The organism is Pseudobacteroides sp., assembly GCF_036567765.1.
Taxonomy (GTDB): Bacteria; Bacillota; Clostridia; order Acetivibrionales; family DSM-2933; genus Pseudobacteroides.
Genome location: NZ_DATCTU010000081.1, coordinates 50,609 through 64,714 on the forward strand (window position 1 = coordinate 50,609; position 14,106 = coordinate 64,714).

Sequence of the window (14,106 nt, forward strand, 5' to 3'; positions counted from 1 at the left end):
CATAAAATTTATCAATTATAAAAACCCTCTCAATCCTTATAAGGGACGAGAGGGTAATTTACTCACGCGGTTCCACCCAAATTATTACTATACCAAAATAATAGATTAATATATAGTAATCACTTGTTAAATAACGGCTTTAACCGGTACTCCTTACTCTTCTATAATCGTTTTCAAAATTAAAAATGATAAATCTGTTGCATAACACTTTTAATTTAATTATACTTTTCAGGATACAACTCATGGATGATTTTCAAAAGTTAACCCTGCAGACTTCCACCAAACTCTGCTCGCTTTGAAGGTGTGGCTCCCTACTCTTTCCAATCACAGTCTTTAAACAGTATTTTTTTGTATTATACATCCTATCATTAACATATGTCAAGAAATTTCATCTTCAAGCTCAACGGAGTGCTTCAGCATTTCCATTTGAGATTGGAGCATAGCCTCAGCTTTGCTTTTATAAAGCTGGAGTTTTTTCCTTGTTTCCTCATATTCATATCTTATGCGAATAACCTGTTCGTTGGCACCCTCTATAAGCTTTTGAGCCTTAAGCTCGGCTTCCTTGTAAATGTTTTCAGCCTTTTGATATGCATTTCTCTTTATTTCCTCAGCTGTCTGCTGTGCTATAAGAAGGGTGCTTTGCAATGACTCCTCAATTCTTTTATAATGTGCCATACCTTCATTTAAAACATTAAGCTTGTCTTTGAGCTCCATGTTTTCATGTATCAAACTGCTGTAGTCCTCAATAATTTTGTCAAATGTCTCATCAACTTCCAGTTCATTATATCCCCTCACCAAGCTTTTACTAAAGGAAATATTCTTTAGTTCATTTGGAGTATAATTCATCCGCAATAACCTCCTTATAAATACTTTAGCAGGGTAATGCTTATCCTTCCTTTTTTTGTCATAGCACCAATCTTATCAACAATCACTCTTCCCTTACCTCTTATGGATATAGTATCTCCTTCACTAACCTGTTTTGTTAGACTGGAAATCTTCTCCCAATTTAAAGAAACCTTATCACCCTTGATAAATTCTCCGATTTTACTCCTTGAAATACCAAAGCCGCTGCTTGCAATACAGTCAAGCCTTAAGGATGCTACCGAAACCTTGATTTCTTTAAAGTTTCGGTCCTGGGGCTGAATTTCTCCAACATCCGTCAAAGTCACTTCAACATTGGCATTGCCAACTTTTAAAAGATTGTATTCTAAGTATTCTGCTATTTCGCTGATAACAATTATCCTGCAAATATCATCTTCCAATAAAATATCTCCAATTTTTTCTCTTTTAATACCTAATCCCATCAATGAACCTAAAAAATCACGATGGGTAAGAGATATCCTGCTTTTCCATTTAACCTCAATTACTTTTAAAGGGTATTCATAAGTGTGAAAATCGGAAATAGACATGCCTTGTGGGCAGAAAATGGCAATCTCCCGTTCTGCCCCAGTGTATCCACCATAAAAGACACAATTGACGCCTGAGTTGTCTCCAATTGATTTTTTTATAATATTAGATTGGTATGGATCTAGGAAATCCGTACTTGTTATACAATGTGAATTTTGAGCCTTTAAGGCTTTATCAATGACTTTTGAAAGGAATATCTTGTCATCAATTCCTGATATTCTTTTTAAAATCGCATCTCTGTTAATCATAGGTTAAAATACTGAAAAAATTTGCGGTACACCAAATATGGATGATATCAATGATGATAATATCCATATTAAGAAAATAGCAATGATAGGGGATACATCAATCATTGAATTTTTCCCCCATTCAGTCCTTCCTAAAAATGTCTTTATCGGTACCAAAACCGGTTCGGTAACCTGATATAGTATATTAATAAACTGGTTGTCCTTCTGAATAGGCAAAAACGAAAGCAAAGCTCTCAATATAACTGCATATTTAACGATCTGCAGAACTATCACAATTGCCAAGCCAAAAATACTAAATACCTGCATTAGAAGCCTCCATTATTTTGCCCAGGGAAACACACCTTTATTTCTAAGCTCTTCCTTAAAATCAGCCATAATATCTACGTTATTTGGTGCAATAATAAATATGTTTGCAGACACCCTCTGTATACTTCCATCCAAAGCATATACAGCACCGCTTAAGAAGTCAACAACCCTGCGGGCACTTTCCTTCTCAAGGCCTTCCAAATTAACAACGATAGGCTTTTTGTTTTTAAGATGATCGCCGATATTCTGAGCGTCTTCAAAGTTCTCCGGCTGCATAACAACTAATTTGTACTGTGATGCAGTATGAATGTTTACAACCTTGTTTTGCTGAGATTTTTTGTTGGAATTAAAAAACTGAGGCTGTGCGATATCGTCCCTTTCCCTTTCGACTTCCTTCTCGTCAACCAGCTCGTCCTCTTCTTCAGCTTCCCAACCAACAAAGTTGAGAACTTTGTTTATCAATTTAGCCATGGTTTTTTCCTCCTGTTTTATCATTAGTATGTATTTAATTTGTTTTATAAACAAAATTACCTTTTACCAAAAATGGCCGTACCGATCCGAACTATATTTGCACCTTCTTCTATAGCCGCTTCGAAATCGTTACTCATTCCCATTGATAAAAGCTTCATATCTATATTATCAATATTTTCCTCTCGTATGTCAATAAATATTTTATATAATTCCTTGAAAACAGGTCTTACAGCCTCAATATCTTGAAGGTATGGAGCAATTGTCATGAGTCCCTTTACCTTAACTGCATCAAATGGATTGATCTTTTTAATAAAGTCTTTTACCTCATGATGAGACAGCCCAAACTTGCTTTGTTCTCCGGCAACATTAACCTGGACAAGAACATCAATAACCCTTCCGGCTTTTTCAGCCTTTTTTTGTATCTCCTGTACCAGCTCCATACGATCCACGGAATGAATAAGATTTACCTTGTCAATTATATACTTTACTTTATTCGTCTGTAAATGTCCGATTAAATCCCACCTACAATCTCTATTTAAAATATCGTACTTTTCACACAATTCCTGAACCCTATTTTCACCTAAAACATTTAATCCTTGATCTATTGCACAATTTATTTTTTCTATACCAACTGTTTTAGTCACTGCAATTATTTGTATGTCTTCAAGTTTCCTGCCTGAGCGATGTGCTGCTGCAGCAACCCTTTTACTAACCTCTTCAATATTTCTTTTGATATAGTCAAATTCACCTGTCATTTTATAATCAGCTGCCCTTCTTTAATATTACTTGGGTTTATGACATAAGTATCATAAAGGCTGACCTGTCCATCCACCTTCTTATCAATACTCTTAATAATTGCAAATTCACCGCTTCTTCCAACAATCTCAACATTTCTAATTTTTGCGTCGTTTGCTTTTACGAGAACAATTTTGCCCATTTTACCATCAGGGTTAATATCAAAAAGACTTTTGTATGATACCTCAAGGCCGTCATAGGAGTTTTTGATTATGTCTATATTAACTTTACGTAAGAATGTGGTCTCGCTTAGACCTTTGTCCGTCTTAAATACAACAGTACTTTTATTTCCGTTTGTATCCGAAATACTTACAGGAACAGCATTTACAATCTTATTTATATCATTTATTCTAACATTAACATTTTTACCTAATTTTAACATATCTGATTGTTTTTTGTCCATAATCACTGCTATATAAATATAAATACCCTTTATAATTTTTGCAAAAGGCTTATTTACCTGGACTGTTCCAAGATTTACTTCAGGTCTTATCTCTTTTTTTAGGAGCTCAGTAATTTCATCAACTTTTATAGTGTCTATAGTATTTGGATTTAGAACCCTCTCGTATCCATCAACATAATATGAGATTATACCCGGTGAATTGGCATAAATTTGACGGGTTCCGGCATTTATAACCGCTTGAAGATTATTTCTCTTAAGACTTAAAGCACCAATCTGACTGTCAGGAGTCCCAAGACTACTTAATATCTCCGCTTTTTTATGGATAATGATGTCTATTTCTTTCTTGACATCAACTAATTTCTCAAAATTGTTTTCATTACAAGCTGTAGATATGGCAGAAACCTTCTCTGCAATATTATTATCGAGTTTAATGATATCCTGAGAAAACAAACCCTGTTTTTCACTTTTTTCCTTCCTCAACTTAAGAATCTCTGAGTCAAGTTTAGAAAGATCCTCCAACTCTTTAGCAGATGTATCCTTTAAAACAGTAGCAATTTTATATTTAAGAGGAATCTTCTCCCCCTCACCCACCTCCGATATATACTTCCCTTCAAAGGGAGAGTCTATAGGTTCTTCATCCCGGATAATCAAACCATCCAGGTTAAATGAATCTTCAATCGTACCTGATCTTATAATATCGGTGGCAATATCCTTCCCATAAATCCAGTGAAACAATGATGGAATATACATCAGCAAGAATAAAACAACCATAAGAGCACCAAGTTTAATACCTTTATTTTTATTCCCTTCCTGCATAACTCTCCTCCATCCGGTTTATATATATTAATCAAATTCCTATATCTTAACAATTCCCTGCTCAAAAAGCTTTTGTACCGCTATTATAACCCCGAGCTTAACGTGTTCATAAACCAATCCGCCCTGCATATAAGCTATGTAAGGCTCTTTAATGGGAGCATCCGCACTTAATTCAATGGATGCACCCTGTATAAAAGTCCCAGCTGCCATGATGACAGGAGAATCATATCCCGGCATGTCCCATGGCTGGGGCGTAACATAGGCATCAACCGGTGACCCTTTCTGGATCCCCTGGCAAAAAGCTATTAAGCTTTCTGCATTGTTAAATCTGATAGCCTGGATTATATCTCCCCTTTTTTCTTCAGGACTTGGGGATGACAAAATGCCCAGCCTTCTCATGACTTCGGCACAAAATACTGCCCCTTTTAGGCTCTCGGCAACGACATGGGGTGCCATAAAAAGCCCTTGAAAAAGAAGCCTGTTATGTCCTAAGGTAGATCCTACCTTTTTCCCAAGGCCGGGACTTGTCAACCGGTATGCGGCTTTTGCAACGTATTCTTCTTTACCTGCAATATACCCTCCTGTCGGTGCCAATCCACCCCCGGGATTTTTTATTAAGGAGCCTGCAATCAAATCTGCACCTACTTCGGTTGGTTCTTTTTCTTCTACAAATTCACCGTAACAGTTATCAACCATTACTATTATATCACTCTTCAATTCCTTAATAAAGCTGATTACCCTTTCCATCTGGTCAAGCTTTATTGAGTTTCTCCAACTGTATCCCCTTGATCTCTGAATAAGGATCATCTTTGTCTTATGGGAAACGGCTTCTCTGATTCCCTCTCTATCTATATCTCCCTCCGGCAGCAAATCAACCTGCTTATAAAATATACCGAACTCCTTTAGCGAGCCTCCACCTTCACCTCTGATACCTATTACCTCTTCCAGGGTATCGTAGGGTTTTCCGGTAACACATATAAGCTCATCACCAGGTCTTAGGTTCCCAAACATGCAAATTGCAAGAGCCTGGGTTCCGGATACAATATTGTGCCTTACAAGAGCATCCTCAGCCTTGAAAACTTCTGCATAAACACTGTCCAGAACATCCCTGCCTCTATCGTCATAGCCATAGCCTGTTGTTCCCCCAAAATGAGAGTCACTCACATTGTTTGACTGCATGGCTTTAATTACTTTTAGCTGATTATATTCTCTGATGGATTCTATTGATTTAAATGTTCTTTCAATTTCCTTCTCAGCCATATTTGATATTCTAAGTACACTATCATCAATACCAAATTCATTCTTCAAAAATGCTTCAGATTTAAAACTCATCTTTTCCACTCACTTTCAGTTTTTGCAAAGATATTTTTCATAATGCCCTATTCATTTTATACAAGAGAAAGGCCAATTTCAACCATAAAATAAACTTTCACTGCATATTGCTTGCCTTAATGAGCTGCTTAACCTTATAATTAGAAATGATTAAAAATATTAATACTTAGAAAATTAAGCGTTTATCAATAATTCAATTGAAAGGTGATCTGATTTGATTTTAAAATACACAGCTGCATCTGATGATGCCGGCAAAAAGCTTAAGGTTATATTAAAGAGTAAAATGAGTCTGTCCGAAAGGTTGATTAAAAGGCTTAAAAATGCCAGCAAAATATATGTTGACTGTTCTTTAAAGTTTGTGAACCACATAGTATCTGAAGGTGAAACGGTGGAAGTTCACATCGACTTTGAGGAGACCGCAGAGGATATTATCCCTGAAGATATACCCTTGGATATAATTTATGAAGATGAGTACCTTATTGCAATAAATAAGCAGCCGGGTATTGTAGTACACCCCACATGCAGTCATCCCACAGGAACTATAGCCAATGGTGTAATGCTTCATTTTCTAAAAAACAACCAATATAAGAAGATTCGTCCTGTGAGCAGGCTAGACAGAGATACCTCAGGTGTCATAGTTTTTGCAAAAAATGAGTTCATACAGGAAGCTCTCATAAAACAAATGCACCATAATAGCTATATCAAGGAATATATAGGCATTGTTTCAGGTATAGTAGAAAGCACTTCAGGCACAATCGATCTTCCAATAGCAAGGAAACCAGGCAGCATAATGTTAAGGCATATATCTGAGGACGGCGTAAAATCGGTAACACATTATGCCGTTTTAAAACACCTTACCGATGCAACCCTTCTTAAATTTAACCTGGAAACAGGCCGTACCCATCAGATTAGAGTCCATTGCCAGGCTATAGGACATCCCTTAATTGGAGATACCTTATACTCTGACCTCATCAGCCCATTTATAGATAGGCAAGCACTCCATTCCCATGAAACCACCTTTAATCATCCGATTCATAATCATCCGGTTCATCTGAAGGCAAATATTCCCCAGGATATTAATAAACTTATCATTTCCAAAACGCCTTAGACTTTATTCGATTTCCAGTCCTTCATAGAGTATCCTTGTGTCGGGAAATGAATTGCAATTATTTACATATTTTAGCACTAATGCTATTATATAAACGTACCAATCAACCATAAAAATATTAAAGAGTTATTAAACTTAAATTTTAATAAAATAAATTTGTAAATGTATATGATTATTACAAAGCATTTAGTACTATACAGGTCGGAGGCACAAAATGGATGTACTGAAAGAGCGATACTCAATAACTGAATTAAGCCAATATTTAAATGTAACAGATCATACTCTTAGGTATTACGAAAAGGAATTTTTAATAAAAGTTCCCAAGGATGACCGCGGAAGAAGGTATTACAATACTGATCTTGCAAATGTTATGTATCAAATAAAAACAATGAGGGATGAAGGCCTTGAAATTAAAGCTATAAGGAAGATTTTGCAAAGGGATAACATAATACAGGAACCGGAGGTAATTACCCCTGAAGTTTCTCTGACTGTTCCCTATCAAATCAACGAAACCGCATATGCCGAGTTTAAAAGTATTTTTCTAACGCTTAAGGATGAAATTTCATGTACTGTCACCAATGAATTTGCTTTGACCAAGGAGCATATATCAAAGGAATTGACAAAAAATAAATTGGAGCTTGGTGCATGCATTGAAAACAATATGAGAAAGCTGGAAACAAAAATGGAAAAGCATTTTCAGGATGTTGACGATTGCTTGACAAAATGGAGAAAAAGAAACCAGCCAGGTTTATTTAAAAAGCTTATTGGCAAAGCATTTCAAAAAAATATTTTTTAGATTGACACAACCCCTTTATATTAATTAATTATATTGATTATACTGCAATAACTATTTAATATGCTAAAATCCATTATTGCAGTATAATCTACTGATTTATTGTACATACAACATATCCCAAACCTGCACACCTGATTTCATTTTGTAAAATTCCCCCAACTCATCATCGTAAATAAGGAGTACTCTGCTACTTGGTGAGCTTGAATCAGAGTTTTTGTCAAATGCGTCAATTATATAATATGGATTCTTAACTTTAATAATGGTATTAATTATAATATTGTCCTTCAAAAACGATTTATTACCATCCTTGAACTTATACAACTGGTATGATCGACTTTCTTTATTTAAGCCGCCTATAAAGAGACTGTCATCAAGCTTCTGCCAATAGTCTACATCATAGTTGCCCAGTTGTTCTAAAAGTTCGGATTTGAAAGAGTAAACCTTGTTTCTTTGACCTGAGCTCTGGTAGCCTGTAAAAATTAAGCTTCCATCCAAATCAGCCCATTTCTCGGTTTCAAAACCCACAATCAGGTTGGAAATAGCCGAGCCTTTCTGCATTATAATTGTATTTCTTAAAGTGGCACTCAATCGATCTCTATCCCTTACATCAATAAAAGTATTGTCTCCAAAAGATAGAGTATTGTTAACTCTCACTATATCCAACATCTTATTGATTGTTGCTCCATTGTAGGTATATAAAACCTGATCTAATGAATCTGAGTCCTGACCCCACACTAAAAGATTATTGCCTTCAACCTTCATTTCTACAGGTTCAAGTTTTTGTATAAACTTTCTATATTTCCCCAAATTTACAGTGACATACTTATTTGCCTTCACTACTGCCAAATCTGAAGTTTCCAAATTATTCAATACTTCAATAACTCCACCTTTATTCTCTATCATAAAATTAGGCTTGCTGATTGAAGAATAATCATCATCATAATAGGATGTATTAAAGGTTACCCCTACATATAGCTTATTTTTAAATACCTTCATAAATTTTACAGTATATTGCACTTTTGCTCCTATATCCTGAAAAACTACCCTCATAGGATTATTATTTTCCACAACGTAAAGAATACCATCTATATTAATAAATAGCTTTCCTTCAAACATTACAATATTGTTTATGTCTACATTTACACTTGCATTCTCCATAACCACCTTAAAACTGGATGCAGAAATGCTATTTCCATCGTAAACCACAATGAAGTTTTTTGTTCCTTCCTGTCCGTTACCGGTTATATACACATAGTTTTTGTCCACAATATAATTGTTTATTATAAAGGCATCCCTTAATACAATTGGCTCCCATGATGTCTTGTCAATTACAACAACAGCATACTTCCTGTTATTATCATATTTGCTTATTACCAGTTTATCTTTGAATATAAAACGCTTTCCTACAAAAAAATTATCTTTCACAATATAAAATGCTTTTCCGTCAAACCTGCAAAGCATATCGTACTGCTTAACCCTGTCATATCCAAGTATAACCAGATTATCATTATACTCAAAAGAGTCCTTCATTTCAAAATTTTCAAGTAAAAGTTGCAAATCATTGTCTTTTAGTAAGTATAGGCCTTTACTTTCCCTGCTCTCTTCCGATACAGTTAAAAACACCTGCCCCTTATATGTATACCAATTTTGTATATCTTTATTTTCCAGAGTTATAGTACTAATCTTATCTCCATCGTAAGCATATATCGTATTTTTACTGTTGGTTTTCTCATAATAAACTACCTTACCGGTATCAAACTTGCCATATTGAGTTATATGTATTGTTTTGTTATCCTGATCCCACGAAACCGAAGCCCCTGAGCATTCCGCCACAAACCTTAGAGGTACTACCGTCCTTCCGGATACTATCTTAGGTGCAACAGATAATATTCTGTCCTCACCGTTTACTTCAGCATAAATGCTGTTTATTCTAAGTATAATCGTATTGTTTTCGTTTAAAGCAGATATAGTTTTAGTTTTATTATCCCATTGCACACTGTATCCCAATTCTTCTAGAATAGCCCTGAACGGCACAAGGCTTGTACCATAATAAACAAATGGAGCTAAGTCAAGAGTTTTGCTTTCATTTTGAGAAGTATATTCTATAGAACCTACTTTGAAAAATAAATCTATAAAGGATGCATTTGCATAACTTTTATTATTATTGTAAGTAAAAAGTAATAGTAAAACATATGTAAAAGCAATTATTTTAAATAAATAAAAATACTTTTTATTTATTTCATAGTTCATAAAAAAACTACCCCCTGGCATATGTAGTCGGCTAGTCAACTTTATATACATCGTATAAATATTTCATCCTTTAAGTTAACATATAAAAAATTCAAAGTCAATTGAAAACCTCGTATTTCAATGATTTACAGCTAATACCACATATAGTCATTAAAAAGAACAAAACCATTTGCGTATGACCTATTCCTTAGTCCACACGCAAATGGTTATTCTAAAAATTAAAAAACCCAAAATATTACCCTTATCTAATTAGTAATCAACTTTTTCTGCATTCATTATAAGAATTATGTTCAAATTTCCGTTCCTGCATCTCAATTCATCGATAAAATCCTTTTCATTAGCTTCGAATCTCATATTAACCAGATAAACAAGCTCAAACAATGATCCTAAGTCAGTGGTTTTTACTCTTCTTAACTCATGAGATACTGTATATTTATCCAAAACGTCATCAAACACGCCTTGATAATCTAGGTCTTCAGGAATCACTATCTTAAGTGTTTTTTCATGACTTTTATTAGCCCCAAAATTAGATAAGGAAAGGCCCGCCATCAAAATACATAAAAACACGGTAAATAGTGCTGCATAACCGAACATACCCACTCCACAGGCTAAGCCTGCTGCCATGGTAAAAAACACATAGGCTATATCCTTTGGATCACCGGCTGCACTCCTGAAACGTATAATGGAAAAAGCTCCTGCCAATCCAAATGCACGTGCAACGTTATTACCTATAAGCAGAATAATTATTGATATAATAGGTGCTATCATAATAAGTGTCATCACAAAATTCTGGCTGTGTGACTTTTTTTTATTGGTCTTCATATAAGTAATGCTTATTATGAGGCCTAATATGAATGCCATGATTATTGTTAACAAAGCACTCTTTAGTGTTAAACTTACGTTATCTGGTGTATTGAATATTGATTCAAACATTGACTTTGTTCGCCTCCCAAATTGTTTTTACTGATCATTTTTTGTATTCGGTACCATGCTTGGAAAAACTGGTCTAAGCAACTAATATCCGAATGCATTAAAATGCTTTGCCAAAATTATGACATCTTTAATATTTATTGCATTATCCTTATTTATATCCGTATCTGAGTTATAATTTGCATCACCCGGTACTGAGTTAAAAGATTTTGCTATTTGTATAACATCAGCCATATTTATACTGTTGTCCCCAATACCGTTAACAGGTATATCACCTGCCCACATAACCAAAGGCCCTTCATTAGCAGAAATCTGTATATCTTTTGACAAATCAATATTTTTTATTTCTCGTGTCAAGAATCCTCTTTTACTTATCTTTATGGTTAAAGCAGAGCTTTTAGGAACATTTACAAGCTCAAAGTATCCATTTGAATTGGTAACAGCAGATATATTGCTGCCTGCAGCTTCTACCAAAAATCCTGATTTCATATTAGCATCCGACTCAATTTCGGTACTAATATAACCCGATATTTTATATGAAGAAACAGGTGTAGGTGTTACAACAACATTATCCACCTTAAACACTGCTGTTAAATTACAATTTTCTGAAGGTGTTATTGTTATGATTTCAGACGATGCATCCAAACCGGTTACACCCTCCCAATGGTCAAACTTGTAACCACCCTGTGCTACTGCCTTGATTGTGACGGGAACACCCTTAAAATAGGTGCCTGTCCACGCCTCAGGATTTGTAACTCCCGGTGTGTCGGATTTTATATCCAGGGAATTTATCCTTACATATCCCTGTTGTGCAGTGGAATTTAATTTGATTGATACTGTTCCTGTTACACCATTTGTGCCGAACTTACTTATAATATGCTGCCTTACATTTGCGGGCCTGCTTGATGCATATTCCTTTATAGCTTCTACATTCTTAGTCCATGTTGCATCTGTAGGCCTTGTTGCTGTCATTTTAATGATATTCCAGCGATTGCTGTGCTCGGGCATCGCAGCTTCAATGGCTGATTTAGCCTCATCAACTATTTGGTTTACTCTAACCGGATCAAAAGTTGTGTTTATGTGGTCTGCGAATCTATTAATAAATTCATTTCTAAATTCAGTATTTTGCAATAATGTCTTAAGGAGAAATACTGACCATGGATAATTGCTTCTCCCACCTTCAGAGAATTCTACAGTTGCATAATTTAATGTATTGTGGGTAACACTCTTGTTGTATAACCCTAAACCAAAATCCATGTCTTTTACAAACCATCTCCACCTTCCATCTTGTCCGATAGGTGCTTCAGGGTGGTACTTTCCATCATCTGTTTTGTATCGCCACATACTCACATTATTATTGGGCCAATCCGTATTTCCAAAGAATATTTCCGATATGTTGTAGTCAATAAAATTACTTACATCCATCTTTGTCTTTATTTGTTCATATGTGGCCTTCTGGGTGATGGAATTTGATTTAAGGTAGTTGGTTATGTCTGTCATGAATGCAGTAGCATCATCTGGCGTACCTTCCTGTACATCAAGCTTTTCAACACTACCAGATACATAATCCAGTATAGCCACCTTATCCTTATCCAAATTGAAGTGGGATGCAAGATAATGCTTATCATACCTTTCACGGATATTATATATCCCCCAATATTCCCCATTCAAGAACACAACTGATGGTCTGTACGCCATTGTTTCAACATCCAGGTGAGATACAATTTTATGCATAATCTCATCTCTCATCATGGCACTAGACCAGTCGTTACCTGCATTCCTTAAGAGTATAGTCTTGAAGCTGTTGAGCTTCTTTCCGTTAGCTTCCTTTGTAAGGCCTGGAAATATATCATATTTAAAACTATCGGTATCCCCATAGCCTTCTGCATACATCCTGAAAGTCTTTTGTGGATATTTTCTTGACCAACCTCCATGAATCCTAACACCGCTGTCATGAGAGAAGCCCAATGTTCCGTCCTTTTCAAAAAACTCCATATGTATGGGACGTTCCCATTCCTGCCCTTCATTTAGAAAATTACCATTAACATAGATACCCTTTGAGTTATCAAATAAATTTGCCTTGTCAGTTACCAATGATATTACTGGCAGACTATACCTGGTTTTAATATTTGGATCAACAAAATATGAATGGGTTATAACCTTGCTCTTTTTACCATCAGATTTTACAACAGTTGCTTTTATGGTTGTACATTTAAAGACTTCTCCTACAGGTGCAATCCAAGGAGTATCTTTGTCACCGGATATATTTTGTATCATTGAAAGTACATTGGCTTCCCCAGCTCTGCTTTTTATATTGATGCTTGTTGTGTATTCAAAGGTTCCTTCTGCACCCGGTACAGGATCTGACCCGTTTTTAGTATAGTAAATCTTTGAATTAGTTTCCGTAGTGGTTAAACTCAAATTGAAAGCCCCGGTATAAAACCCACCGTTTTGTGAAAATGCTGGCTCTTCAATAACTGCTACAGGTTCAACAAAAACATTGGCTGATTTAGGGGTTGCTTTTGCAGAAACAACCATTTCCGCGACACCATCTGCCTTTCGTTGATATGATTGATCATCTGAAACACTTAAGGTCGTAACTAAGTCAACCACTGTTCCATCCGGCTTTTTTAAGGTAATTGTCTCACCTGTTGAACTGATCTTAAAATTCGTATGTAGTTGTCCATCTTTTGCTACTTTGTTCTTGTCCGAAGCCCATACTATCAGATAACCATTTGCCGGAACAACCCCTTGAGGAAATGACCAAGATGCACCATCATCAGATATTGTATAGTTTGTTAGATCAATGGGCTCTGAGCTTTTGTTATAGATCTCAATCCAGTCTGAATAGGCACCACCTTGGGCACCATATTTGGCATCGTCTGCATCACCATCCCTTATAGTAGCTGTGTTTGACGCCATAACTTCATTAATAAATAGTGCCTGTCCTGAATCTGCAGAAGTTTCAAGACCAATGCCTGAAGTAACTGCTGTTGTTATAATTGCAGCAGTTAATGAAAGCGATAAACCTCTTTTCATATAAACTCCCCTTTAAATAGTATTATTTATTGAAAGCACTATTTATTTTCAGGCGTTTTCTATATTATAATATACAATTATCTTATAATACTTTAGGCTACCTTACAAAATATTTAATAGATTTAGTAAAATATTTACAGATAAATCGAGATGTAGTATAAATAGTGTAGAATAAGTGATCATAGGATATTCATTTATATTAACG

The 14,106-nt window shown here is 35.4% G+C and carries 12 protein-coding genes and 1 other annotated feature; of the genes, 2 read left to right on the forward strand and 10 right to left on the reverse strand.

Annotation, left to right across the window (positions count from 1 at the left end; all coding sequences use genetic code 11):
• Positions 1 to 38: 38 nt before the first annotated feature.
• Positions 39 to 337 (reverse strand) — a binding site (T-box leader).
• Between the two features lie 41 nt (positions 338 to 378).
• Genes VIO64_RS11960 through VIO64_RS11990 form a run of 7 tightly spaced genes read right to left on the reverse strand, consistent with a single transcriptional unit; the run spans position 379 to position 5,778 of the window.
• Positions 379 to 846, reverse strand: a complete 468-nt coding sequence (locus tag VIO64_RS11960; RefSeq protein ID WP_331918450.1) for a DivIVA domain-containing protein — start codon at positions 844 to 846, stop codon at positions 379 to 381.
• A 14-nt stretch (positions 847 to 860) separates the two neighbouring features.
• Entirely contained in the window at positions 861 to 1,655 is a 795-nt protein-coding gene (locus VIO64_RS11965) for an RNA-binding protein (RefSeq protein ID WP_331918452.1), read from the reverse strand.
• A gap of 3 nt (positions 1,656 to 1,658) precedes the next feature.
• The gene (locus VIO64_RS11970; protein ID WP_331918454.1) at positions 1,659 to 1,961 is read right to left on the reverse strand and encodes a YggT family protein; all 303 of its coding nucleotides are present in this window, start codon (positions 1,959 to 1,961) and stop codon (positions 1,659 to 1,661) included.
• Between the two features lie 12 nt (positions 1,962 to 1,973).
• Positions 1,974 to 2,432: a cell division protein SepF gene (locus tag VIO64_RS11975; RefSeq protein WP_331918456.1), complete on the reverse strand. Its 459-nt coding sequence runs from the start codon at positions 2,430 to 2,432 to the stop codon at positions 1,974 to 1,976.
• A gap of 56 nt (positions 2,433 to 2,488) precedes the next feature.
• Positions 2,489 to 3,187, reverse strand: coding sequence for a YggS family pyridoxal phosphate-dependent enzyme (locus VIO64_RS11980; RefSeq protein ID WP_331918458.1), 699 nt, complete (start codon positions 3,185 to 3,187; stop codon positions 2,489 to 2,491).
• Complete coding sequence (locus tag VIO64_RS11985) at positions 3,184 to 4,446, reverse strand: HlyD family efflux transporter periplasmic adaptor subunit (protein WP_331918460.1); 1,263 nt, start codon at positions 4,444 to 4,446, stop codon at positions 3,184 to 3,186. The genes VIO64_RS11980 and VIO64_RS11985 overlap by 4 nt, the downstream gene beginning before the upstream one ends.
• A 39-nt stretch (positions 4,447 to 4,485) precedes the next feature.
• Complete coding sequence (locus VIO64_RS11990) at positions 4,486 to 5,778, reverse strand: aminotransferase class I/II-fold pyridoxal phosphate-dependent enzyme (protein ID WP_331918462.1); 1,293 nt, start codon at positions 5,776 to 5,778, stop codon at positions 4,486 to 4,488.
• Positions 5,779 to 5,992: 214 nt separating this feature from the next.
• Here VIO64_RS11990 and VIO64_RS11995 point away from each other — a divergent pair, with 214 nt between their 5' ends.
• Positions 5,993 to 6,886 (forward strand): RluA family pseudouridine synthase, encoded by an 894-nt coding sequence (locus VIO64_RS11995; RefSeq protein WP_331918464.1) that lies wholly within the window; start codon positions 5,993 to 5,995, stop codon positions 6,884 to 6,886.
• A gap of 214 nt (positions 6,887 to 7,100) precedes the next feature.
• Positions 7,101 to 7,682, forward strand: a complete 582-nt coding sequence (locus VIO64_RS12000) for a MerR family transcriptional regulator (protein WP_331918466.1) — start codon at positions 7,101 to 7,103, stop codon at positions 7,680 to 7,682.
• Positions 7,683 to 7,778: 96 nt separating this feature from the next.
• Here the strand turns inward: VIO64_RS12000 and VIO64_RS12005 are convergent, their stop codons facing one another.
• From VIO64_RS12005 to VIO64_RS12015, 3 genes are all read right to left on the reverse strand, one after another.
• Positions 7,779 to 9,932: a copper amine oxidase N-terminal domain-containing protein gene (locus VIO64_RS12005; RefSeq protein ID WP_331918468.1), complete on the reverse strand. Its 2,154-nt coding sequence runs from the start codon at positions 9,930 to 9,932 to the stop codon at positions 7,779 to 7,781.
• A gap of 249 nt (positions 9,933 to 10,181) precedes the next feature.
• Positions 10,182 to 10,865 carry a DUF4956 domain-containing protein gene (locus tag VIO64_RS12010; protein ID WP_331918470.1) on the reverse strand — a complete coding sequence of 228 codons (684 nt, stop codon included), beginning with the start codon at positions 10,863 to 10,865 and terminating at the stop codon, positions 10,182 to 10,184.
• 81 nt (positions 10,866 to 10,946) lie between these two features.
• Positions 10,947 to 13,901 (reverse strand): CotH kinase family protein, encoded by a 2,955-nt coding sequence (locus VIO64_RS12015; protein WP_331918472.1) that lies wholly within the window; start codon positions 13,899 to 13,901, stop codon positions 10,947 to 10,949.
• Positions 13,902 to 14,106: the final 205 nt, after the last annotated feature.